17 protein-coding genes, 2 pseudogenes and 1 riboswitch are annotated in these 22,918 nt (G+C 63.9%); of the genes and pseudogenes, 8 read left to right on the top strand and 11 right to left on the bottom strand.

Annotated features, from left to right (window positions below; genetic code table 11):
• Window positions 1-27 precede the first annotated feature (27 nt).
• From mgtA to BLW05_RS31305, 3 genes are all read right to left on the bottom strand, one after another.
• Window positions 28-2,874, bottom strand: coding sequence for a magnesium-translocating P-type ATPase (gene mgtA, locus BLW05_RS31315; RefSeq protein WP_093168063.1), 2,847 nt, complete (start codon window positions 2,872-2,874; stop codon window positions 28-30).
• Complete coding sequence (locus BLW05_RS31310) at window positions 2,871-3,125, bottom strand: hypothetical protein (protein ID WP_093168061.1); 255 nt, start codon at window positions 3,123-3,125, stop codon at window positions 2,871-2,873. Before BLW05_RS31310 ends, mgtA begins: the two co-directional genes overlap by 4 nt.
• Before the next feature lie 924 nt (window positions 3,126-4,049).
• On the bottom strand, window positions 4,050-5,585 hold the full coding sequence (locus BLW05_RS31305) for a sigma 54-interacting transcriptional regulator (protein WP_093168059.1): 1,536 nt from the start codon (window positions 5,583-5,585) through the stop codon (window positions 4,050-4,052).
• Between the two features lie 259 nt (window positions 5,586-5,844).
• On the opposite strand from BLW05_RS31305, the gene BLW05_RS31300 reads away from it, so the two are divergent.
• The 3 genes from BLW05_RS31300 to alr all read left to right on the top strand — a co-directional run bounded on the left by BLW05_RS31300 (window position 5,845) and on the right by alr (window position 9,914).
• Window positions 5,845-7,167 carry a D-amino acid dehydrogenase gene (locus tag BLW05_RS31300; protein WP_093168057.1) on the top strand — a complete coding sequence of 441 codons (1,323 nt, stop codon included), beginning with the start codon at window positions 5,845-5,847 and terminating at the stop codon, window positions 7,165-7,167.
• Window positions 7,168-7,317: 150 nt separating this feature from the next.
• Window positions 7,318-8,748 carry an amino acid permease gene (locus BLW05_RS31295; protein ID WP_093168055.1) on the top strand — a complete coding sequence of 477 codons (1,431 nt, stop codon included), beginning with the start codon at window positions 7,318-7,320 and terminating at the stop codon, window positions 8,746-8,748.
• A 62-nt stretch (window positions 8,749-8,810) separates the two neighbouring features.
• The gene (gene alr, locus BLW05_RS31290) at window positions 8,811-9,914 is read left to right on the top strand and encodes an alanine racemase (protein ID WP_093168053.1); all 1,104 of its coding nucleotides are present in this window, start codon (window positions 8,811-8,813) and stop codon (window positions 9,912-9,914) included.
• Between the two features lie 490 nt (window positions 9,915-10,404).
• On the opposite strand, the gene BLW05_RS31285 is transcribed toward alr, so the two are convergent.
• Window positions 10,405-12,330, bottom strand: a complete 1,926-nt coding sequence (locus tag BLW05_RS31285; RefSeq protein ID WP_093168052.1) for a cytochrome c/FTR1 family iron permease — start codon at window positions 12,328-12,330, stop codon at window positions 10,405-10,407.
• A gap of 386 nt (window positions 12,331-12,716) precedes the next feature.
• Window positions 12,717-12,846: riboswitch (yybP-ykoY riboswitch) on the top strand.
• Between the two features lie 54 nt (window positions 12,847-12,900).
• On the opposite strand from BLW05_RS31285, the gene mntP reads away from it, so the two are divergent.
• Window positions 12,901-13,476 (top strand): manganese efflux pump MntP, encoded by a 576-nt coding sequence (gene mntP / locus BLW05_RS31280; protein ID WP_093168050.1) that lies wholly within the window; start codon window positions 12,901-12,903, stop codon window positions 13,474-13,476.
• A 927-nt stretch (window positions 13,477-14,403) separates the two neighbouring features.
• Here mntP and BLW05_RS31270 read toward each other — a convergent pair.
• The 5 genes and pseudogenes from BLW05_RS31270 to BLW05_RS31250 form a co-directional block, all read right to left on the bottom strand.
• Window positions 14,404-15,099: a phosphatase PAP2 family protein gene (locus BLW05_RS31270; RefSeq protein ID WP_093168044.1), complete on the bottom strand. Its 696-nt coding sequence runs from the start codon at window positions 15,097-15,099 to the stop codon at window positions 14,404-14,406.
• Window positions 15,100-15,384, bottom strand: a pseudogene (locus tag BLW05_RS31265) (hypothetical protein); the annotation flags it as partial.
• A gap of 294 nt (window positions 15,385-15,678) precedes the next feature.
• Window positions 15,679-15,879 (bottom strand): annotated as a pseudogene (locus BLW05_RS36945) (2'-5' RNA ligase family protein); the annotation flags it as partial.
• 140 nt (window positions 15,880-16,019) lie between these two features.
• Window positions 16,020-16,571, bottom strand: a complete 552-nt coding sequence (locus BLW05_RS31255) for a glycine zipper 2TM domain-containing protein (RefSeq protein WP_093168039.1) — start codon at window positions 16,569-16,571, stop codon at window positions 16,020-16,022.
• Window positions 16,572-16,855: 284 nt separating this feature from the next.
• The gene (locus BLW05_RS31250) at window positions 16,856-17,476 is read right to left on the bottom strand and encodes a tyrosine-type recombinase/integrase (protein ID WP_093168037.1); all 621 of its coding nucleotides are present in this window, start codon (window positions 17,474-17,476) and stop codon (window positions 16,856-16,858) included.
• Window positions 17,477-17,877: 401 nt separating this feature from the next.
• Here BLW05_RS31250 and BLW05_RS35700 point away from each other — a divergent pair, with 401 nt between their 5' ends.
• The 3 genes from BLW05_RS35700 (at window position 17,878) to ampC (ending at window position 20,800) form a co-directional block, all read left to right on the top strand.
• Window positions 17,878-18,981 (top strand): NHL repeat-containing protein, encoded by a 1,104-nt coding sequence (locus BLW05_RS35700; RefSeq protein WP_143044978.1) that lies wholly within the window; start codon window positions 17,878-17,880, stop codon window positions 18,979-18,981.
• Between the two features lie 179 nt (window positions 18,982-19,160).
• The gene (locus BLW05_RS36940) at window positions 19,161-19,442 is read left to right on the top strand and encodes a CPCC family cysteine-rich protein (RefSeq protein WP_093168035.1); all 282 of its coding nucleotides are present in this window, start codon (window positions 19,161-19,163) and stop codon (window positions 19,440-19,442) included.
• 212 nt (window positions 19,443-19,654) lie between these two features.
• A complete protein-coding gene (gene ampC, locus BLW05_RS31240; RefSeq protein ID WP_371126997.1) occupies window positions 19,655-20,800 on the top strand; it encodes a class C beta-lactamase in 1,146 nt (381 codons plus the stop codon).
• A gap of 256 nt (window positions 20,801-21,056) precedes the next feature.
• Here the strand turns inward: ampC and BLW05_RS31235 are convergent, their stop codons facing one another.
• Together BLW05_RS31235 and BLW05_RS36185 are read right to left on the bottom strand one after the other, a co-directional pair.
• The gene (locus BLW05_RS31235; RefSeq protein ID WP_093168033.1) at window positions 21,057-21,968 is read right to left on the bottom strand and encodes a hypothetical protein; all 912 of its coding nucleotides are present in this window, start codon (window positions 21,966-21,968) and stop codon (window positions 21,057-21,059) included.
• Window positions 21,969-22,217: 249 nt separating this feature from the next.
• Complete coding sequence (locus BLW05_RS36185; RefSeq protein WP_177142886.1) at window positions 22,218-22,502, bottom strand: hypothetical protein; 285 nt, start codon at window positions 22,500-22,502, stop codon at window positions 22,218-22,220.
• On the opposite strand from BLW05_RS36185, the gene BLW05_RS36935 reads away from it, so the two are divergent.
• A complete protein-coding gene (locus BLW05_RS36935; RefSeq protein WP_177142885.1) occupies window positions 22,488-22,883 on the top strand; it encodes a DDE-type integrase/transposase/recombinase in 396 nt (131 codons plus the stop codon). The genes BLW05_RS36185 and BLW05_RS36935 overlap by 15 nt on opposite strands.
• The last annotated feature ends 35 nt before the right edge of the window (window positions 22,884-22,918 follow it).

Raw genomic sequence — 22,918 nt, 5'->3', positions numbered from 1 at the left:
CGTTTGACTAGGCTCTTCTCGCGGCCCTTACGAGCGAAGCCACATCCACTTTGCCGAGAAAGTCCATGCATTCAGTCGTCGTTGCGGCGCTTCTTGCCAGCCGAAGTGCCGAATGTAGAAGCGTTTCATGACCGAGGTGAGGCCGGCGTAGCCGGCCAGGATGGCAACCAGCCAGGGGAAGAACGCCGGCGGCAAGGGCTGCAGCTTGAAGTACTCGGCCAGTGGTCCCATCGGAAGGAAGATGCCGATCGCCATGATCACCACGGTCGTCGCCAACAAGGCCGGCGCGGCGCGGCTCTCGATGAAGGGCAGCCGTGGCGTGCGGATCATATGCACGATCAGCGTCTGCGTGAGCAGGCCCACCACGAACCAACCCGACTGGAAGAGCGTTTGCTGCTCAGGCGTCTTCGCACCGAAGACCCACCACATCACGGCAAAGGTGCCGATGTCGAAGACCGAGCTGATCGGGCCGAAGAACATCATGAAGCGGCCGATGTCGCCGGGATTCCAGCGCAACGGCTTGTCCACCAGTTCCTTGTCGACGTTGTCGAACGGAATGGCGATCTGGGAGACGTCGTACAGCAGGTTCTGCACGAGCAGTTGCAGCGGCAGCATCGGCAGGAATGGCAGGAAGGCGCTGGCCACGAGCACCGAGAACACGTTGCCGAAATTGGAGCTGGCCGTCATGCGGATGTACTTGAGCATGTTGCAGAAGGTCTTGCGGCCTTCGATCACGCCTTCCTCCAGCACCATCAGGCTCTTTTCGAGCAGGATGATGTCGGCAGCCTCCTTGGCGATGTCCACCGCGGAATCGACGGAGATGCCGATGTCCGCCGCGCGCAGCGCCGGTGCGTCGTTGATCCCGTCGCCCATGAATCCGACGACATGGCCGTTGGCGCGCAGCGCCCGGACCAGGCGCTCCTTGTGCAGCGGCGTGAGCTTGGCAAACACCTGATGCGATTCCGCCGCATGCGCCAGTGCCCGGTCACTCATGTGCTCGATCTGTGGTCCGAGCAGCACGTCGTCCGAGGACAGGCCCACCTGGCCGCACACGCGCGCGGTGACCAGTTCGTTGTCGCCAGTCAGCACCTTGACCTGCACGCCGTTGTCCGCGAGCGCCTTCAGCGCGGGCGCCGCCGATTCCTTGGGCGGGTCGAGAAAGGCGACATAGCCGACCAGCGTGAGCCCCGCTTCGTCGGTGAGCGAGTAGGCGGTCTGGGTGGAGGGCATCTCCCTCATCGCCACCGCCACGACGCGCAGTCCGTCTTCGTTGAACTCTCGGGTGACTTCCTGGACGCGTGCGAGCATGTCCCCGTCGAGCGGCACGTCGCGCGGGCCCTGGCCGTTCTCGAGCCGCACACGGCTGCACACCGCCAGCATTTCCTCGACCGCGCCCTTGCAGATCAGTTCGTGGTGGTCATCGCGTTCCGACACCACGACGGACATTCGCCGGCGCTCGAAATCAAAGGGAATCTCGTCGACCTTGCGGTAGTCCTGCTCCAGCTTCAGCTCCGTCTTCAGTTCGACGTGCTCGAGCACCGCCCGGTCGAGCAGGTTCTTCAGCCCAGTCTGGTAGTAGCTGTTGAGGAAGGCGAACTTCAGCACCTCGTCCGAGGGGTGGCCGAACACATCCGTGTGGCGCTCCAGGGCGATCTTGTCCTGCGTGAGCGTGCCGGTCTTGTCGGTGCACAGCACGTCCATCGCGCCGAAGTTCTGGATGGCATCCAGCCGCTTGACGATCACCTTCTTGCGCGAGAGCAGCACTGCGCCCTTGGCGAGGGTCGAAGTCACGATCATCGGCAGCATCTCGGGCGTCAGCCCCACGGCGACCGCGAGTGCAAACAGGAAGGACTCCGTCCAGTCGCCCTTGGTGAAGCCGTTGACGAGCAGCACGATCGGCACCATGACGAGGGCGAAGCGGATCAGCAGCCAGCTCACGCTGTTGACGCCCGCCTGGAAGGCGGTGGGCGCGCGGTCGGTGGCGGTGACGCGCGTGGCGAGCGTGCCGAAGTAGGTCCGGTTGCCGGTGGCGACCACCAGCGCGAGGGCGGAGCCCGAGACGACGTTGGTCCCCATGAAGACGAGGTTGCCGGCTTCCAGGATCGAACTGAACGGGCCGCGTGCGTCGGCGAACTTCTCGACCGGCAGCGATTCCCCCGTCATCGCGGCCTGCGCGACGAACAGGTCCTTGGTCGACATCAGCCGGCAGTCCGCAGGGATCATGTCCCCCGCAGACAGCAGCACGTGGTCGCCGGGCACCAGGTCCCGGATCGGCACTTCGGCGCGCGCCGGCGGCCGCCGCGTGTGGAGGTGAGCCCCGAAGTACTTCTCTGCCACCTCGGCGGCTTCGGTCCCGACATCGCGCCGGATCACGGTCGCGGTGTTTGTCACCATCGCCTTCAGACGCTCGGCCGCGCGATTGGACCGGCCCTCCTGGACGAACCGGATCAATGTGCTGAGCACCACCATCGTGCCGATCACGATCGTGGCCTTGAGGTCCTCGGTCAGGAAGGACACCCCCGCAAGCACGGTCAACAGCAGATTGAACGGGTTCTTGTAGCAATGCCACAGGTGCACCCACCAGGCCAGCGGCTTTTCGTGCTGGACCTCGTTGGGGCCGGAGCGGACCAGCCGCTCGGCGGCCTCGGGCGCGCTCAGTCCATCTTCGTGCGAGGACACCCGGACCAGCGCACCCGGCAGGTCGTCGATGGCGGCCTTCAGCATGTCGCGGGCGACGTGCTCGGGCGCCGCCTGGGCCGCGCCGTGCCCGCCCACTGTTTCGAGCAGCGCCCGGCGTGCGAAGAGCTGGGTGGCGTGGCGGCGCGAGAGAAATCCGCCGAACCAGTTCTTGAGGATGTTGTCGATGAAATTCATGCCCGCACTCCCGTTCCCGGTTGGACGCAGAGGCGGTCTTCGCGCAGCGCGGAGGGCAGATGCCGCAGCACGGCGGATCGTCGCACCGGGGGCAGCAGGGACAGCGCGTCAGCCACGACGCGCGGCGACCAGGCTGCGAGTGCCGATGCGAAGGGAACCAGGCCGTGGTGATCCAGGAGTTCGCGAACGGCGGCGGGGCGGCGCTCGGCAAGTGCCGAGCGCAGGCAGGTGGAAAGATGCTTTTGATTCATGAGAAGCCTCGCGTGAGTTGCACCCGGCGCCAGGCTCCTCGGCGAGTCACGCGATGTGAGGCCTCCAGAGTGCTGCCGGGTCGATGGTTTTGGGAGCAGAGTCGGTTGCGCCGAAGCGCGGACTAGGGCCGGGGTCCATGCAATCTCCAGGTTGTGTGATGAAGCCGCGATGCTCAACGAGGTTGCGACCTTGCCGCTTGCTGAGCTAGAACGACGGCACGAATACGGCGGCTGGACCAAAGGCCCCAAGTCGTCGCCAACTCAGTCAATTCGCGCGCCGCGGGCGCCTCCTGAGACGTAGCTTGCGCGGCTCCAGGCAATGTTGTGGAACGAGAAGCCTGTTTGACAGGCTCCCGCATGCTCGAGGGATACATCATCGAACTCTCCTTCAGGTAAGGGAGTCCCGCCGGAACACAGTGCAGGCATTTTCCCGAACGGCGAACCGGTGCAGGGCCGGTGCGACGAAAGGGGCAAGAGGGGCGACCGAAAACGGCGCTGATAGGTCTCGCTGCTTCAGCGAGCTTTGCGGCTGCGGCGCACTTGGCTCGCAGCGCAGGAGGCGCGTTACGAGAACAGGTGCACCGCGCCGATCAGGGCGCGATTCTTGTCGCTATGACTAGGGGCACTGTCCACGCAGCGGGCTCCGAAATTGAGATGCCGCGATTGTCGCAGCGCAGCAAGCGTTGCGTCAACCAAAAGCCTGCCTGTGAATGAGGCCCGTCCCGAGCCGCGTTGGCGCCGATGCCCAGACTCGCGAACAGGGCCGGTTGTCCGAGCGCGGAGTCCCAGAAGAAGCCGCGCTGCGCCGGGATGGCGTCGCGGTAGGCCCGCACGGATGGCCACGCTCACCACCGACTCGTGGCCGCCGCTGCATCACTCTTGCGTTTGTTGGAAGGCGGCGGCCGATTCACGCTCGAGACGGCGTCAGACCGGGCCGATGCCGTACTTGCGCAGCCGCTGGGCGATCGCCGAATGCGACGCACCGAGGCGTTCGGCGAGCTTGCGTGTCGACGGGAACTGCGGATAGAGCTGCTGCAGCAGTGACTTCTCGCAGGCCGCGACGGCTTCCTCCAACGTGCCCACGTGCTCGGCCGACAGCTGGTCGGGGCCGGCCGCGGCGCCGGCGAGTTCAAGGTCGTCGACGTCGATGACGGCGGAATCGCTCATCGTCGCGGCGCGAAAGATCACGTTTTGCAGCTGGCGAACATTGCCGACCCATGGGTTCGCGAGCAGTGCAGCACGCGCTGCTTGCGACAGGCGCGCCCTCTGCCGGCCGGTCTGCGCACAGGCGCGCACGAGAAAGAACTCGGCGAGCGGCACGATGTCGTGCGTGCGTTCGCGCAGCGGTGGCACCTGGAGCTGCAGCACGTCGAGGCGGAACAGCAGGTCCTGCCGGAACGCGCCGACCGTGACCATCTGCTCGAGCGCACGATGGGTGGCACTGACGACGCGCACGTCGGCCTTCAGCTCGCGATCGCCGCCGACGCGCCGGAAGCTGCCGTCGTTCAGGAAACGAAGCAGCTTGGCCTGCAGGTACGGCGACAACTCGCCGACCTCGTCGAGGAACACCGTGCCGCCGTCGGCCAGCTCGAGCAATCCCGGCTTGCCACCGCGCAGTGCCCCCGTGAAGGCGCCGGGTGCGTACCCGAACAGTTCGCTCTCGGCCAGGTTCTCGGGCAGCGCCGCGCAATTCAGCGTGAAGAACGGTTGCGCGCGCCGCCGGCTGCCGGCATGGCAGGCATGCGCGACGAGTTCCTTGCCGGTGCCCGTCTCGCCGCGGATCAGCAGCGGTGCATCGACCTGCGCCATGCGCGCGGCGCGCTGCTTGAGTTGCCGCATCGGCGCCGAATCGCCGAGGATCGACTCGAAGCCCCCGGCGTTGTAGTTCTGAAGCGCGCTCAAGCGTTCGCCGATGCGGTGCGGCGCGTGCAGCGTGAGCACCGCACCGGCGACGCCGCCCCCTGGCTCGTGCAGCGCGACACCCTCGCACAGAAAGGACTCGCCGCCGATCTGGACCTCGCGCGCCGGTTGTCGATCGCCGCGGCCGATCAGCGCCTCCACCAGTTCTGCGTCGCCGACCAGGGCCAGCAGTGACGCGCCGATCAGCTGCGCCTCGGGCAACCGGCTGGCGGCGACCGCGGCCGCGTTGGCCACGACCACCGCGCCGTCGGCATCGACCGCGAGCACCGGGTCTTCCTGGGACGCGAGCAGTGCATCGAGATACAGGCGCCTTCGCGCACCAGGCAGCATCCCGAGCACGTCGACCGACTGCACGCCGGCCAACTGCAGCAGCTCGCTGCGCAGTTGGTCGAGCCCGGCCCCGTCGAGTGTCGGTGCCTCGATGTAGACATGGGGTGGCTCGACCTCGACCGCCGACACGTTGAGCGAGCGCCGGGCCAGCGTGGCCAGGATTTCCTGTGCGATGCCGACCCGGTCGGCGATGCTGACATCGATGCGCATGCGAGGATGTATTGATTTATGGACAGTGTATTGAATTCATTACGATGTGTCTAAGCCATTGTTCTTGAAGGACTTTCTTGCTTGTACATCGAATATTTCCAGCACAGGATGTATTGAAATCAGTACAAACAATATCTACAAATTCGCAGATCGCGCCATAAGTTATTGATTTCATTGAAGTTCTTGACCTTGGCACGGTGTCTGCAATAGCGGACTCATCCCGCGCCACGGCGCGCTTACTGCAGGGAATGGAGTCGACATGCGTGTGATGGTGCTGGGCAGCGGTGTGATCGGAACTTCGGTGGCGTATTACCTCGCCCGTTCCGGCCATGAAGTGACGGTGATTGACCGGCAGTCCGGTCCGGCACTGGAAACCAGTTACGCCAACGCCGGCGAAGTCTCGCCCGGCTATTCGGCGCCATGGGCCGGCCCCGGGGTGCCGCTGAAAGCGCTCAAATGGCTGCTGATGCAGCACCGCCCGCTGGTGATCCAGCCGGCGCTCGATCCCGCAATGTGGCGGTGGTGCCTGAAGATGCTGGCCAACTGTACCGAGAAGGCCTATCGCGTCAACAAGAGCCGCATGGTGCGGCTGGCCGAGTACAGCCGGGACTGCCTGCGCGAACTGCGTGCCGAGACCGGCATCCGCTACGACGAGCGCAGCCAGGGCACGCTTCAACTGTTCCGGACTCACAAGCAGCTCGAAGGCGCCGCCAAGGACATCGAGATCCTGAAGCAGTCGGGCGTGCCGTTCGAGCTGCTCGACCGGGAGGGCTTCGTCAAGGTCGAGCCGGGCCTCGAGGCGACGAAGCACAAGTTTGTCGGCGCGTTGCGCCTGCCCGGCGACGAGACCGGCGACTGCTTCAAGTTCACGCAGGAGCTGGCGCGGATGACCCAGGCGCTGGGCGCGCGATTCCTCTTCGACGTCGGCATCCGGGGCCTGGAGCGCAACGGCGACCGCATCGCCGGCGTGTGCACCGACACCGGCCTGCTGTCGGCCGACCACTACGTGCTCGCGCTCGGCAGCCACTCGACGGCCATGCTCGCGCCGCTGGGCATCCACATCCCAGTCTACCCGGTCAAGGGCTTCTCGATCACGCTGCCGATCTCCGACCCGTCGATGGCACCCGAGTCGACCATCATGGACGAGACGCACAAGGTCGCGGTGACGCGCCTGGGTGACCGCATCCGCGTCGGCGGCACCGCGCAGTTGTCGGGCTTCGACCTGAGCCTGTCCGACGCTCGCCGGCGCACGCTCGAGCACGTCGTGACGGACCTGTTCCCGCGCGGCGGTGACGTCTCGCGCGCCGAGTTCTGGACCGGCCTGCGGCCGATGACGCCAGACGGCACGCCGATCGTCGGCGGCACGCCCTTTCACAACCTGTCGCTGTCCACCGGCCACGGCACGCTCGGCTGGACGATGGCCGCGGGCACCGGCCGGTTGATGGCCGACCTCCTCTCGGACCGCGCGCCCGAGATCGACCTAGACGGACTGACGCTGGCGCGCTATGGCCGCCGGCGCGGCGCCCCCACCGCCTTCTCGATGCAGGGAGCACGAACCGAGGCGATCGCCCAGCGCGCCTGAGCAGAGGGCTGCGCCCCCAATTCCGGCCGGCCGCCGAGCGGGGCCGGCGCAAATCCACGGCACCGGTCCATCCGCCGTACCGGAGCCGCTTCTTCGTCCATCGACAACGGCGACCACCATGAGCGTTCGCACAAAAAGGAGACAACACTTATGTCAAGCATGACGACGGGGCGCGCCAGCCAGCGCACACCCGAACCCCAGGGGCTGCAGCGCGGCCTGAAGGACCGGCACATCCAGATGATCGCCCTCGGCGGCGCGATCGGCGTCGGCCTCTTCCTGGGCGCCGGCCGGGCGATCAGCCTGGCCGGCCCGAGCCTGATCCTCAGCTACGCGATCGGCGGTATCGCGGTCTTCTTCATCATGCGGGCGCTCGGCGAACTGCTGACCTACCGGCCCGTCGCCGGCTCGTTCGCGTCGTATGCCGAGGAATTCGTCGGCCCCTTCGCGGGCTTCGTGACCGGCTGGTCCTACTGGTTCATGTGGGTCACGATCGGCATGGCCGAGATCACGGCCGTCTCGATCTACGTGCACTACTGGCTCCCCGACTTGCCACGCTGGCTGCCGGCGCTAGTGACGCTGACGGTGCTTTACCTCAGCAACCGCATCGCGGTCAGCGTGTTCGGCGAACTCGAATTCTGGTTCGCGCTGGTCAAGGTGGTGATGATCCTGGCGATGATCGGCATCGGCATCGCGGTGCTCGCCTTCGGCATCACACCACTCGGCGCCACGGCAAGTCTCACCAACCTCTGGAGCGGCCAGGGCTTCATGCCATTCGGATTTCTCGGCGTCGCGATGACGCTGCAGATCGTGATGTTCGCGTTCCAGGGCGTCGAGCTGATCGGTGTCACCGCAGGCGAGGCGGAGAACCCCGAACGCGTGCTGCCGCATGCGACCAACAGCGTTGTATGGCGCATCCTGCTCTTCTACATCGGCGCCCTCGTCGTGATGATGGCGCTGGTGCCCTGGAGCGAACTCAAGCCCGGCGTCAGCCCCTTCGTGTTCCTGTTCGAGCGCATCGGCATTCCGGGTGCCGCCAGCCTCGTCAACTTCGTCGTCATCACGGCCGCCGCATCGTCGTGCAACAGCGGCATCTTCAGCACCGGCCGCATGCTGTACACGCTGGCGCAGTACCGCCAGGCGCCGCGCGCCTTCGGCCGTGTCAACAAAGGCCATGTGCCGTCCACCGCGATCACCTTCTCGGCCGCGCTGATGGGCATCGGCGTCGTGCTGAACTACTTCGTACCCGAACATGCCTTCGTCTGGGTGACCAGCATCTCGCTCGTCAGCGCGCTCTGGACCTGGTCGATCATCATGGTGGCGCACCTGGGTTACCGCAAGGCCGTGGCGGCGGGCCGGGCCAGGGCGGTGGCGTTCCGCATGCCCTGCGCGCCAGTGGCCAACTGGTTGGTCGTCGCGTTCATGCTGGTCGTGTCGGGCCTCCTGGCCTTCGACCCTGAGACGCGGGTCGCCCTATATGTCGCGCCGATCTGGTTCGCGCTGCTGGGCATCGGATACCGCATCTCCCGTGCCCGCGGCACGCTTCAGAGCGTGGCGCCCGTCGCCGTGCCGGAGGGGGCGTGAGCCCCCGCTCGGCCGCTCCGCAGGGGGCTCGCACCGCAGTGCGGAGCGCGGAGGTTGCTCCAGTGAGCCGGCGCCCCGATACCGCCAGCGCGGTGTTGACGATCGACCTCGCGGCGATCGTCAGCAACTGGCGGCTGCTGAAGGCGCGCGTCGGCCGCGCCGATTGCGCGGCGGTCGTCAAGGCCGACGCCTACGGGCTCGGCGCAGCCCGCGTCGGGCCGGCGCTCGCCGCCGCCGGATGCCGGCACTTCTTCGTGGCCCACCTGGAGGAGGCCGTCGCGCTGAAGCGCCACCTTCCGGCCGACGCGTCGGTCTTCGTCCTGCACGGACCGACGCCCGGCAGCGAAGCCGAGTTCGTTGCCCATGGTGTGCTGCCGGTGCTGAACAGCCGGCCCCAGATCGACGCGTGGCGCCGGCTGGCGCACGTACTGGATCGGGCGCTCGCGGCGATCGTGCAGGTCGACAGCGGCATGGCGCGACTCGGCCTCGATGCGCATGAACTGCGCGCCGTCGCGGCCGATCGGCAGTCGCTGCTCGGCGTACGCGTCGCGTACGTCATGAGCCACCTGGCCTGCGCCGAGAACCAGGGCCATTCGGCCAACGCAGCGCAGCGCGAGCGCTTCATCGCAGCGCGACGGATGCTGCCCATGGCACCCGCGACCCTCGCGAACTCATCGGGCATCTTTCTCGGACCGGACCACCACTTCGACCTGGTGCGGCCGGGCGCCGCACTGTACGGCGTCGCGCCGGTCACTGGCGCGCCGAACCCGATGCGCCCGGTGGTCCGGCTCGAGGGCCGTGTGATCCAGACGCGCGAGATCGCGGCCGGCACCCCGGTCGGCTACGGCCATGCGTGGCAATGCGGCCGGCCGGCGCGCATCGCAACGGTGTCGGTCGGCTACGCCGACGGCTGGCTGCGCGGCATGGGCAACCGAGCCTCGGCATGGTTCGGCGGGACCGAACTGCCGCTGGTCGGGCGGGTCTCCATGGACACGATCACGCTCGACGCCAGTGCCTTGCCCGAGCACGCACTGGTACCCGGCAGCATGGTCGAACTGATCGGCGAACGCCAGGGTGTGGACGCAGTCGCCGCGCGCTGCGACACGATCGGCTACGAGATCCTCACGAGCCTGGGCGGCCGATACGCGCGGTCCTACGTCGATTGATGCGGGCAATCCGATGCCACGCGGCGATCTGGTGCGCGGTCAGTGCGCTGACTGACACAACAGCAGGCCGCCCGAGGAAGTGCCGCACCTCCGGCCCGCCCCCGATCACGCGTCGCCGGACAGTGAGACGCCAGCCACTGAAGCCCAGGCTGCCCAGAATCCGCCAGACCTGCGTCTGGCTGCTGCGTGATGACTTCGCCCGTTGGTATCCGGGTTTCCCGGCGCATGACCCCACCAGTTGAGCCGCTCTCCGGTGGATGCGTCACTTTTTGCACCGAAATCAAATCGACCCCGACTTGAGATCACGCCTTTGGTGGACCCCAAGATTTGTTGTCGCGGGGCAACTGGCCGTCTGGGTCGTGTACAGATACGCCGCAACCTTCGTCGGGAATTGATGAGAGTCAATGTCGGGCCATGTCTGGACCTCCCGGCCACCGACCGTAGGTCTCATATGGCGGCGGCCGTCGGCACCTCTCCCGGGCAGCACGTGCTAGGAAGTTCCTCTGGCGGCCCGAGCGTTCATGGCGAAGCCCAGAATGATGAGGGCGGCGACCCCAAGCTGCGCGCCCAGAGACTGCGCGGACGGGAAGATGCCCAGGATATCGATGCGCGGCGTGTTGATGGCGAGTGCACCAATCCATCCTGCCTCTTGGAGCGCGGCGACGCCCTTGCCGGTCAGCACGACCGCCAGCACAGCGACCAGCATGGAACTCCAAGAGAAGAACTTGCCAATAGGAAGGCGAGCGCTGAATTTCAGGAGCGCGAACGCCACTGCAACGAGTACCACCAGGCCGGCTGCCAAACCGCCCAGCACGGCCGCGTGGTTACCTTGCTCCCAAAGCGCCGCATAGAAGAGGATGGTCTCGAAAACTTCCCGGTACACCGCGATGAAGGAAAGGCTGAACATGAAGAAAGCCGACTTGCGATTGAGCGCCGCTGACAGCTTCTCGTGGATGTAATGCTGCCATTTGCCTGCCATGCTCTTTTGATGCATCCACATGCCAACGCTCAGGAGCACGGCCGCCGCGAAAAGCGACGACAGGCCTTCGGTGACTTCACGGCTCGCGCCGCTCACGTTGACGATGTACGTCGCGACGGCCCAGGTAACAGCGCCAAGAGCCAATGCTCCCACCCAGCCCGCATGCACGTACTGCAGCATGTCGGGTCGCTCCGCCTTGCGAAGAAACGCCACCATTGCCACCACGACCAGGAGCGCCTCAAGGCCTTCGCGTAGAAGAATCGTGAAGCTTCCCAAGAACGCGGCAGTGGAGTCGTCGGCGGCCGTCGACAAGACGCTGTCCGCCTCCTTGAACAAGGCGTCAATCCGCAGCGTTTGCGCTTTGACGTCCTGCGAGGATGCCCTGCTCGCAAGAAGCGAGCGAAATTGGCTCATTGCAGTTTCAATGCGGCCAAGCAAGGCCTTGTCGCGCGTGGCGAGCGTGGGTTCGAGCGGCTCCACACCATCCAGGTATGCCGAGAGCGCCAGGTCCGCTGCGCGCTTGAAATCATTCTTGTCGTACGCCTCTTCGCTCTGAGCGAGCCGCTGGCGGGCAATGTCGAAGGTCAGGGGACGCTTCTGAACAACGGCCTCAGGATGCGCATGAAGATAGGCCATCGCGACAGCGGCAGGCCCAGGCCCAACCTCCTTCGCGAGGTCGGCCTCAGTCGTCCGGGCCAAACCATCCAGGTTCGTGAGCTGTGCCCGTACGGCTGCGTTGTCCTTCCAGGCCGTTTCGCCGGCCGCGACATCTTCTTGCTTGTGAGCGAACTGCCCAATGTAGAAGGCCAGGGCCCAGCGGTCCGCCTCGGGAAGGGAGGCAAAGCTCACCATGGGCGTGCCCTCGATGCCTTGGCTGATGACCTGGTACAGGGCGAAAACGCTGCGCTCACGGGCGCGAGCTTGGTCGGTGAAGGCGACCGGCCGCGGCTCCAGACGAACCCCGAGCGGTCCGTCTCCATTGCCGGTGGCACCATGACACGCCGCACATTGGGCTTGGTAGATAGCGGCTGCGGCAGCCACGTTCGGCGGAGCGCTCGGTGAGGATGAGACCGGATAGACGGCGAGAAGGTGATTGCCCAAGGACTTGGCGAGCATTGCAACCCGCGCTGGGTCTTCCCGTGCATCGATAGCAGCCGCAAGGGCTCCCGCTTCCGTGACCAAGGCAGGCTGTTCAGGATGAGGGTCTAGAGCAGCAAGCTTCGTTTGGCTGGCCTTTGCAAACTCGCGCATCTCCGCGAACTCGGAAGCGTTGAGCACAGCACCGTCCTTGACCGCTCCGCGATAGTCCACGGCCAAGTAGTCAAGGATTTGCCAGATGCGTCGGACATCAGATTCGGCGGCGCTCGCGACTGTCGCAAGCAGGAGCAGCGCGGCACATACGGCAGCTCGAGGGAGCAGTTGTGAGAAGCCGAGCATCACCAATCACAATGCAAATAGCAATGATTCTAGTTGCGAGTTTCGGTCATGGGGCCTGCCGAGTCGGCTGAAGGGCTACTCACATTCGCTGGGTGACCCTCCAGCGGCTAGAGGGTTTCGAATTCTGAAATGTGCGTCCCACGGGCGCCTCAGGCGTGCGCCTTTGACATGTCGTCTCGGAGCGGGCGGATCTCCCCCCGTAGTCTGCCTCAAGGATTCAAGCGCGCCGCGCATGAACGGCGTGCTCTACCGACTCGGAAATCACCGGCTGGTCGAAGTCCCCGGCGGGCTCCGTGTGGTGGCGCTCATCGGAGGCGAGCAATGGAAGTGCAAACACGAATCTCTCGCGAAGCCAGACATTCGCATGACCATTTACAATCAGCGCTCCCTTGGGGAGTAGCCGGCTTCCGCTCTTGGAAGCGCCCGCGTCAACATACTCGGCATCTTGCATGCTGTGGCGCTGGCAACCGTTTACGCGGTTGGCGAGACCATCGGCATGTCTCCGCGACGACGGTCGGGTAGCGGTGACGTGCCGTTGCGCTCTCGCCCGACCCGTTGAACGAACCCCTCATGAATTTCGCTTCTACTGCGTTGCTGGCCTTGGCCATGTCGACCGATGCATTTGCCGCGGCCGTTGGCAAGGGCACGGCGCTTCAGAAACCCCGCTGGTCCGAAGCGCTTCGCACCGGCGCCATCTTCGGTGTCATCGAAGCAATTACCCCCGTTGTCGGTTGGGCGCTCGGCTTTGCCGCAGCCGACTACGTCAAGACGTGGGACCACTGGATTGCCTTCACCTTGCTTTTCGTGCTCGGTGGTCGAATGATTTGGGCTGCAGCGCTGAAGCCTGAGGAGGCCGAAGTCGAAAAGCCTCGTCGTCATAGCTTCTGGCTGCTGGCGGTCACCGGCTTTGCGACCAGCATCGATGCGATGGCTGTCGGCGTTGGGCTTGCCTTTTTGAATGTGAACATCCTGCCTGTGGCAGCCGCGATTGGATTCACCACATTCGCCATGGTCGCAATCGGCGTCATGGTCGGGCGAGTGCTCGGAAGCGTCGTCGGTCGCTGGGCTGAAGGTATGGGCGGCATCCTGCTCATTGGCATCGGCACGGCCATTCTCTACGAACACCTCACGGCGGCCCTTGTATAGAGCCCACTGCGCTGCGAGTTCAACTGCGAGGCTGCGGCGAACTTCCGCTGTTGGCTGCGAGCACCAGTTCGCGGACGTCCCTGGTAGCTGACCTTCGGCGTCGTCGCTCGGTCAGCCAAAGACTGCTACCGGCGATACTCATGCGCACCGGCATGGGCTGACCCATCGTCATCCGTGTTCGGGGCGACGGGATGAGGAGCGTCAGTCTCAGTCGTCGCGGCGGTCCCAATCCCGATGCTCGTGATGCCGATGGCGATAGCCGCCCCTGTATTCTGGTCCGTAGTAGACCGGTGGAGGTCCGTAGTACGCAGGTGCGGGGCGGTAATACACCGGCGGCGGTGGACCGTAGTACACGCGAGGGGGCGGTTCGTAGTAGACCGGCGGAGGTGCCGTGTAGACGGGTGCCGGTGCTTCGTAATACAGCGGCGCGCCGATGCCGATGGACCAATTTACCTCGGCGTTGGCCGAAGCAGCAGCCAAGAACGAGCCGGCGACCAAGGCAGCAGTCGCAGCCCATTTGAATGCAGAACGATTGAGGCTCACAGTTGCCTTTCCAAGAGGTGGCGAGATGCCGTTCTTTCAATCAACGCCTCACATGCCAGGGGGTGCACCTGTCTGACGCCCTGTAACAAGTGCAGGTCTACAAGAACCCGACCTGCGGCTGCTGTTCCAGATGAGGCGCATCGGTGTTCTGCTGGCCTCTTCGGCCATCGGCGGGACCGCGGCGCACGCCCAGTCAACCGGCGGCTCTGACTTTTCACCCCAGAGAAGTTGGAAGCTCGGCGTGCCCTCGCCAATGGTGCTGCCCAGGGGGATGGTGGAGAGGGTCGACAAGGAACGCAGTCAAGGTACGCTTCGATGCCGAAATGGTGAAAGGCGACCGTCACCTACATCGAGCTCGCGCGCTGGGGATTTGAAGACTCGCGCTCAGCGGCCCCTCACTCGGCGCGCCACGAGCAGCCAAGCCAATGCCCACGCAGCACCAAAAGCCCAGCCTCCCAGGACATCGGTCGCCCAGTGAACACCGAGGGCGACGCGGCTCACGCCGACGAGCGCCGTCATGAGTGCCGCGGTCGCCAGGATATAGAGGCGCTCTGGCATTGGGCCGCGCGAACTCGCAACGAGTGCGCCGAGCGTCAGGAACACGATGGCCGAATTGCTCGCGTGACCACTTGGAAAACTCAGGCCTGGAGCCACAAGTTCAGCGAATTCAGGGGCGGGACGCAAACGACCGAATACCGTCTTGAAGATGCTGACGGAAGTCGAGCCCGTGATAACGGCGGCTGCGACCAGAAAGGCCGCGGTCCTGTCAGAAACCAGCATCAGGTAGCCGATGCAGATGACCGTGAAGAGCGTCAAAACAGTCGTGCTGCCCAAACCGCTCAGGTCCCGCATGACACTGGCCACCCACGGATGGCCTGCCCGCAAAGCTTGCGCGCCATGCAAGAAGTACAAGTCGAAGCTGCGGGTGTCGCCTTCGACGACCTCGCCTCCGAGCTTGGCGAACGCGAAGGCGAGTAGGACCGCCACAAGCCCCGCCAGCAGCGGCTTGAGCAAGGACCGATATCCGTCACGGGGCGAACGAGCGGCCGGCGCGACGTCGTGGCTGCGTGCAGGTTTCATTCAGCCCTCCAGCTTGCTCGCGCGCAATCGCAGGGAGTTGGCGATGACGCTCACCGAAGACACCTCCATTGCGGCTGCGGCCACGACCGGCGAGAGCAGGATTTCGAAGAACGGACAAAGCGCGCCCGCTGCAACCGGGACGCCGAGCATGTTGTGGCCGAAGGCGAGGTTCAGGCGGATGTTGCGCATCGTCGCCTGCGACAATTGGCGCGCCTTGACGATTCCCATGAGGTCGCCGTCCAGCAGCGTTGCGCCCGGACTTTCCATTGCGGCGTCGGCTCCGGTGCTCGACTGTCGAGCGCCTATGCGATTTCGTTCCACACTTGCTCTTTCATGGCTGCGCCCAGAGTTAGAGGTGTCGGGCAAGGTCGGTTTGGCCAAACCCTTGCCATTGGACAGAACACTCGCTCTGGCCTGACTGTAGCCGTCGCCCCGGGGCCTCAAAAAGGCCCCCTCGGCACCGGAGGGCCGCTGTTGGCCGCGTGCGGTGTCAACATGCCGGCGCGTGTTTCGTCGCAGAAGCGCTCAGCGGCAGATGGAACACGTGCAGCTCTCTCCGTCGGCCAGATGAGTTCTCAATCAGGGCGATAGAACTGCATTGCGCTGCCATTGTGTCTTGGCTGCCTCGTCGGCTTCTGCGGCACTTCCATGCGCGACGGTGAGATGTGGAACGACGCCCTGATGTTCGCCTGCATTCGGCTGAGAGGCAGGGGAGGCTTCGGCCATCGCTCGCGTCATCGCGACGAACGGCGCCGAAGGTTCAGGCACCAGGTAGGTTGTCGTCGGGAATCTGCCAACCGAGCGTAGCTCGAACGAAAAGGCTTCACGCGACCTAAGACACCTTCAAGAATCGACTGCGCACTATTGCCTGACCTATCCGTACCTCCGAGGGCCGTACCACCGGAGACTCAAGGCGCCACTCAGGGCGTTCGCTTGGCAATTTCGTTTCCAAGATAGCCACCACCCAGGGCCCCGGCGATGGTCGCCAGGGTCTTGCCATTGCCGTTGCCGACCTGGTTCCCCAGCAACCCTCCGACCACTGCGCCGACGCCGATGCCGACGGGGCTGTATTGCGTCGCCGGCGCAGACTGCGGGGCTGCTGGCGGGACCTGCGAATATGCGGGCTGCGTTGTCGGCGGCTGCTGCGGATATGTGGATGCCTGGGCGTACGACGGGGAGACCGATGGCGGTTGTGCGTGCGTGGTCGGATAGTGACGTACGACCGTTCTGTGCACGGCGTTTTCGCTGTGGTCTTGCGGAGCCACCACAACCGGGGGCGTGACCTGCTGTGCGGATGCGGGTGGCGGCGCAACCACCGGCGCCTGCGCGGCAACCGGTGCCGCGGGCGTCGCGGAGGCATGCACGTTCGGCAGGACGCCGGTCAAAGCGGCAGCGCCTAGCAGGCTCACAAGGATGACGGAGATGGCCGCGCCTGCCATCAAAGGGTGAATGCGATTTGCGGGTTGTGTCATTTCTATTTTGAGGCACCTGGTGGTCTGCGGGGTTGCCGACCTGCCGCTTACAACGCGCGGCGCAATCTGCCGGGTGACGCGGACGACAACCCAGATGTAACGAAGTCCGAGGCGTGTCAAGTCTGTCGCCGAGACCCGACATCGCAGGTGAAGGTCTACAACACCTCAGCCAACCACCGCCCTGCCCCGCTTGCAGCTAAAACCGAGTGTGCTGCAAGTCAGACCGAGCGGTTGGTCAGCGCCCGCAAGCGGCGCTTCGTACGCCGCCTGCTCGCCAGAATGCCTCAGACGTCGATCTGCTCTGCAATTTCCAGGGCGTCGTCTACCTCAATTCCGAGGTATCTGACGGTGCTTTCCAACTTGCTGTGGCCCAGCAGAATCTGGACCGCCCGTAGATTCTTCGTCTTCTTGTAGATGAGCGACGCTTTGGAGCGCCGCATGGAGTGCGTCCCGTACTCCACAGTATCCAATCCGATGTCCTCCACCCACCCGTGGAGGATCCTGGCGTACTGACGTGTGCCGAGATGTGCCGCCCCCGTGACCCGACTTGGGAAGAGGAAGTCGTCGGAGCGTAGATGCTTGCGCTGAATCCAGGCTTCGACGCTTTCACGAGTCGTCTGCGTGATCTCGAACCGCACGGGACGCTGCGTCTTGCTCTGCGTGACCATAGCGCGACTTGAAACCCGGTCACCGTGGCAGATGTCCCGGACTCGCAGTCCTACCAGGTTGCATCCCCGCAGCCTGCTATCGAATCCCAGATTGAACAGCGCTAGGTCGCGCACACGCTTGCTCATTTGCAGATGAGTTCGAATGGCCCAGATCTCCTTAGCTTTCAACGGGGCCTTCTGCCCAACCAGCCTTCCCTTGTTCCACGGGCAATGGATTGAAGTGACGTGCGCTTCCATGATGCGCTCCTTCCTTGGCGGACGGCGTTGGCCGTCCCTCCGTCATGGCCGCGGCCACCCACGGCTGCACGTTGGAGCCTTGACTATCCTCAATCGTAGAACGCGGGAGCGCGCGCCTGTGCGCCTGTGCGGCATGGCAGCGTTGGCCGTCGTTCGACAAGCGGGCCTGAATCTCGGCAACCGGCCAATAACACCCCGTCGACCTCTTGCGCTCGGCCTCGGCCGTCTATGGACCGAGCCGTCCTGTCGCCCCTAAAGTTTCAGCGCTTTGTGCCGATACACCGGGCGTATGGCGTATGTCGCCAACGCTCCAGAGATGTTCGCGGACACGAAGCGCCGGTCGTCGTTCTCGGAGGGGTGCGACCTGACAACACCGGGCAATACCCGAAGACTTGATAGAAATGAAGCACTTTCGACGTTTGACATCGCTCGCGATCCTTTCCGCCATGCTGCTGTCCGGTTGCGGGGGAGGTGGCGGTACATGGACGCCAAGCACGACGAGCACCCAGAGCACGCAAAGCACGCCTACGCCGAGCACACCGACGCCCGATGCGACCTACTCTGTCGGCGGCACGGTCACCGGGTTGCACGGCCTGAGCCTGATTCTCAAGAATGGCGGCGATAGCGTCACGTTGACTGGGGATGGCTCATTCAGTTTCCCGACGCAAGCGGCAGCAGGAGATACCTATGCCGTCACAACCCAAGACCCGTACTGGACGTCGTGTGCCTTGACCAATGGCAGTGGCACCGTATCGGCCAATGTCACGGTGAGCGTGACTTGTTCCGCGATCACGAACGTCACAGCCACTACCAGCTTCAGCTACACACCAACAAGCCCAATTGCGGTGGATAGCAATGGCAATGTCTTGGTGGTCGATAACTCTGCCAAGGCCGTGGTGAGATTTCCTCCCGGCAGCACCACTGGGACGCAAGTCATCAGTGGGTTGACTGATCCGCACGCAACCGCAGTGGATGCCAGCGGCAATATCTATGTGGCGGATGACAGTAACGTGGTGAAATTTCCTTCTGGAAGTGCCACAGGGACCCAAATCATCACCACACCGGTTGCCCTTACCGGCATTGCAGTCGATAGCGGGGGCAATGTTTTTGTGACGGATAACAATATGGGCACCGTCATGAAATTCCCATCCGGCAGTGCCACAGGGACACAAATAGGCAGTGGATTTGGGCACCCTTGGGGAACGGCAGTGGATAGTAACGGCAACGTGTATGCAACAAATAGCTTCAATGTGATAAGAATCGCTCCGAATGGCACCATCACGACATTTGGGCTTATCAACGCTATGGGCGTCGCAGTCGATGCGAGCGGCAATGTTTTTGTGGCGGACATAACCAATACCGTGAAGAAAATCGCTCCGGATGGCACCATTTCCCAATTGGGAAGTTTCGGAGCCTCTAGTGCTGTTGCCGTCGGCGCCAACGGAAATGTCTACGTGATGGATGGCGCGAATCACGTTGTGGTGAAACTGGTACCTGCTCCTTAGAACGTGTTTACGATCTTCTAAACGGCAAGGCCAAGAAGGCGACAATCTTGAGGAGGTTGTGTTGTCGCTTCGCGCCACTGGAGGCCTCAGGATTCGCCTGGTCGAGGAAACGCGCGCATCAACCGAGCGATCGGCTTGAGTCGGCCGCAAGCAGATGTTCACCGAGACGCTCCAATCAGATGCAGAGAATGGCTAACCACGTCAGTTCGGAGACCAAATCTGGTCAGCCCTGTCCCTGCTGCCACCACCTTACCTTTTCGGAGCGGGGAGGCTTCGAGATATGCCCTGTCTGTTTCTGGGAAGACGATGGGCAAGATGAGGAGGATGCCGCTGTTGTTCGAGGAGGCCCCAACGGCAACATGAGCCTGTCACAGTGGCGGGCGAACTACCGAGCCCTTGGGGCCAGTGACCTTCGGGCCCGCCAGCATGTACGGCGCCCATATGCGCACGAGTTGCCCTGACGGCGCGCGGCCACTACCAGACATTCGCGTTCATCTCAGAATCGCGGCGTCAATCCGATTTCTTAGGCACTCCCGAGGTCTATTGAAGCCGACCTCAGGGAAGACGGCCTCCGAGTTGAGGGCTCGCGGGTCGGACAGACCGACGGGTAAAATCTGCTCAAGAGAGGAACTTTTTCTCTCGTTTTAAATGCTTGAAAATATTGAAAAAAAGATTGTTGACTGGGGCCTTTTCTTCGTTGGTGCTTTGCCTCATATCTTTATGCCACGCCTCAGATATTTCCCACGCTGAAGCGCTGCGAGTAACGTCCTCAGCCGTTCAGCCCGTGATGGAGAAGAATCAAATTCCAGGCATGGCTGTCGGACTGGTTTTCCAAGGCCAAACCTACGTTTTTAACTACGGAATGGCATCCACTAAAGGTCAGCACCGTGTCACCGATGCCACGATTTTCGAGATTGGCTCTGTCAGCAAAACCTTTACCGCCACCCTGGCCACCTACGCAGAGACTCGTGGACAGCTGCAGCTTTCCGACACGGTGGCGAGCTACCTGCCCGAACTCGCAGACACGGACTTCGGACGGCTGCAGCTCTACCATCTCGGTACGCACACCAGCGGCGGACTGCCCTTGCAAGTACCGGACGAAGTCCGGAACGAGGCGCAACTACTGAGCTACTTTCGGGCTTGGAAGCCGCCATACAAGAATGGCGCGGTGCGCACCTATGCCAACCCGAGCATCGGCGCCCTGGGCATGATTACGGCGAAGAGCATGAGCCAGGATTTCAGCGCCGCCATGAGCCATGAAATCTTCCAGCCCCTTGGCATGAAGAGCACCTACCTCAGCGTCCCTCCCGAGAAGATGAGCAGCTACGCGTTTGGCTACACGAAAGACAAAGCGCCCGTGCGAGTGAATCCGGGCATGCTTTCAAATGAGGCATACGGTGTAAAGACCACCGCCCGAGACCTCACCCGGTTTCTGAAGGCGAATATGGGCATGCTCCAACTTGGCAGCCCGCTGCAGACTGCCCTGGACAACACCCGCAAAGGCTACTTCAAGGTCGGCGATATGACGCAAGACCTGATTTGGGAGGAGTACGCTCTGCCCGTCGATTTGCAAGCCCTGCAAAAAGGCAACTCCAGCGCGTTGATTTACAACCCCACCCCCGTCGTTCCCCAGGTTCCGCCTGCGGCCCCGAGGCCTAATGTCTGGGTGAACAAAACCGGCTCAACCAACGGTTTTGGTGCTTACGTCGCTTTCGTGCCCGCCAAGCGCTTTGGCATCGTCGTGCTGGCCAACAAAAATTACCCGAACGAGGAGCGCGTGGAGATTGCCCACAGAATCTTCGAGGCGCTATCTCGCTAGGAGACATCGGCTACAAGGTCTCTTCCTGTCACCCTTCGGAAACGGCTGCTATCCGCCGAGTTGAATGGCGACTTCGGGCCCTGAACCGCCTTCCGGGCGATCAAGCCGAAGGTCCGAGTTCAGTCTTGACGCGACTTTCAGCATTCGTGGGTTTACCCACGCGGAGCCCAGGTCGTTGTCCGGCAGGATCGTTCGACGTTGGCATCGATGCTCACGCGTCCTATGCTCCGCTTTGGCTGACGGTGGTCGAGCCTCCTTACCAGTCGTCCCCACCGCTCGAATCGCTGCCGCCGCTGTCCCAGGAAGACGAGTCCGAGATCCCAAAGTCGTTGCCGCCCATATTCGGGTCCAGGTCGGGTCCCAGGTCGTTGGCAAACGCGGGTGAATGGCCGCGGCGGTCATCGCTGTCATCCCGACCGGCGCTCCGGAAGCCGTCGCTGATCTCGTCGCGATGAGAAAAGTGGCGCACCGCTTCTTCCACGGCCATCGCACCGAGGCCCATCGCGGCGCCCGTCGCCAAGGCGCCGCCGATGCCCATGCCGCCGGCCGGCGCGGGTTGCGGCGGCATCGGTTGCGCATTGCCGTATCCGCCTGCATACCCACCACCGTAGGACGGTGCAATGGGGCCGCCACTGTTCCAGGCCGGGGCCGCCGACATGTTGCGACGCATCAGATGGCGCAACAGGAAGGCGCCCGCGCCCATGAACACCAAGAGAAGCAGCACCTTCGGGAGGATGCTCGGTGCCGTCGAAGCGGGCGCCGCTTGGCTGTAATCGAACGCCCGGCTCGAAGGCCTCTGCACGGCAGGCTCCTCCAACGAACGCATCAGGCCCGCAACCGCTTCGGGCTTCGCGAACGAGAGGTCGGGCGCCAATTCCCGGGCCCTGTCGAGCTCGCTCACGGCAGCGGACCGCTTTCCTTCCTTGGCCAGCAGTTCGGCATGAACGAAGTGCGCCTTGGCGCTGGATGGGTGATCCTGGAGCACCTTCGCGATCATCGCGTCAGCGTCGGACAGCCTGCCCGCGCTTGCGGCTTCGTAGATCTGGTGGATGGAAGGATCGCCGGCGCCCTGGCTGTGGGCAGCGCTCGATTCGGCATCTGCGAACGCAAGTGTCGGGGCGGCCAGCGCGAACGTCAGCGCGAGTGCGGTGGCAAGTGACTTTGACATCAAGAATTCCCTTCTGGAAGTTGCTCCGCGGGCTCGCTCGACATCATTCGGTCGCGAGCGGGGCCCATGGACCGTCCCGCGCAGTCTCCGCGCCGATCCTTAGGCGACGCTGAATAGGAGGCCCAGACCAGAAATCGTCGATGCCTGCGTCATTGCCAATGCATGTCAGGCCGGTCCGCTGCCTCGCGGAGCCACGATCCGTGCGCCCCACCGCGGCGGCGTCGAGTACGTCGCCCTCGGTCCGACGTCTCAGAGCAAGAACACATCCCACTCCTGCAGGTGGATCGCACCGTCCACCACCTCAAAGCCGATCAGCTCGAGCCCGTCCGCGCTGAGCATCACGTCACCGATTCTCACGTCGTACAGCACCGGCCCGACCATCACGGATTCATCCGGATAGCCTTGCCGCGGCTCGCACAGCACTCGCAAACAGCGGATCTCCCGATCCTGCACCTTGCGACGCTCGCCCACCAGCGCGGCCGACCAGCGCCGGCCACTGGGCCGAACCAGCACTGGAGCATGGACTTCGTACACGACCAGATGCTCGATGACCGGGCATTCCGTGTGCTCACGGTGATCGATCAGTGGAGCCGCGAGAGTGTGTCTCTAGAGGCCAACTTCCGGCTCACGGGGCGATGCGTTGGGAAGGCCCTCGACCAGGCTGCCATCGAGCGTGGGTGGCCCAAGGCGATTACGGTGGACAACGGCACGGAGTTCACCTCCAAGGCGCTCCATGAATGGGCGTGGAGCACCAGTTCGAAATTCTGTGCGTTATGGCCCGCTTGCGAGCAAAACTCGCCCGAGCGCCCAGTCCAGATAGGCGACCGCGATTTACTCTTTGAGCCAACGCAATCGCGCAAAAAGCAAAAAGCCCAGCCTTGTGGGGCTGGGCTTTTTGGGGCTGTAAGAGCCTGACGATGACCTACTTTCACACGGGAACCCGCACTATC

Origin of the sequence: Variovorax sp. YR216 (assembly GCF_900107745.1) — a bacterium.
In the GTDB taxonomy this organism is placed as follows: Bacteria; Pseudomonadota; Gammaproteobacteria; order Burkholderiales; family Burkholderiaceae_C; genus Variovorax.
This window is presented reverse-complemented; position numbering and strand designations above follow the sequence as displayed.

What these genes read in the sequence shown, in the direction of transcription:
- BLW05_RS35700 (WP_143044978.1), top strand. Translation starts at nt 17,878, where the DNA reads ATGAAGCACTTTCGACGTTTGACATCGCTCGCGATCCTTTCCGCCATG.
- BLW05_RS31285 (WP_093168052.1), bottom strand. Translation starts at nt 12,330, where the DNA reads ATGCTCGGCTTCTCACAACTGCTCCCTCGAGCTGCCGTATGTGCCGCG.
- BLW05_RS31305 (WP_093168059.1), bottom strand. Translation starts at nt 5,585, where the DNA reads ATGCGCATCGATGTCAGCATCGCCGACCGGGTCGGCATCGCACAGGAA.
- mntP (WP_093168050.1), top strand. Translation starts at nt 12,901, where the DNA reads ATGAATTTCGCTTCTACTGCGTTGCTGGCCTTGGCCATGTCGACCGAT.
- BLW05_RS31235 (WP_093168033.1), bottom strand. Translation starts at nt 21,968, where the DNA reads ATGTCAAAGTCACTTGCCACCGCACTCGCGCTGACGTTCGCGCTGGCC.
- BLW05_RS31300 (WP_093168057.1), top strand. Translation starts at nt 5,845, where the DNA reads ATGCGTGTGATGGTGCTGGGCAGCGGTGTGATCGGAACTTCGGTGGCG.
- BLW05_RS36935 (WP_177142885.1), top strand. Translation starts at nt 22,488, where the DNA reads ATGGACTTCGTACACGACCAGATGCTCGATGACCGGGCATTCCGTGTG.
- BLW05_RS31270 (WP_093168044.1), bottom strand. Translation starts at nt 15,099, where the DNA reads ATGAAACCTGCACGCAGCCACGACGTCGCGCCGGCCGCTCGTTCGCCC.
- BLW05_RS31255 (WP_093168039.1), bottom strand. Translation starts at nt 16,571, where the DNA reads ATGACACAACCCGCAAATCGCATTCACCCTTTGATGGCAGGCGCGGCC.
- mgtA (WP_093168063.1), bottom strand. Translation starts at nt 2,874, where the DNA reads ATGAATTTCATCGACAACATCCTCAAGAACTGGTTCGGCGGATTTCTC.
- BLW05_RS31250 (WP_093168037.1), bottom strand. Translation starts at nt 17,476, where the DNA reads ATGGAAGCGCACGTCACTTCAATCCATTGCCCGTGGAACAAGGGAAGG.
- BLW05_RS31295 (WP_093168055.1), top strand. Translation starts at nt 7,318, where the DNA reads ATGTCAAGCATGACGACGGGGCGCGCCAGCCAGCGCACACCCGAACCC.
- BLW05_RS31310 (WP_093168061.1), bottom strand. Translation starts at nt 3,125, where the DNA reads ATGAATCAAAAGCATCTTTCCACCTGCCTGCGCTCGGCACTTGCCGAG.
- BLW05_RS36940 (WP_093168035.1), top strand. Translation starts at nt 19,161, where the DNA reads ATGCAGAGAATGGCTAACCACGTCAGTTCGGAGACCAAATCTGGTCAG.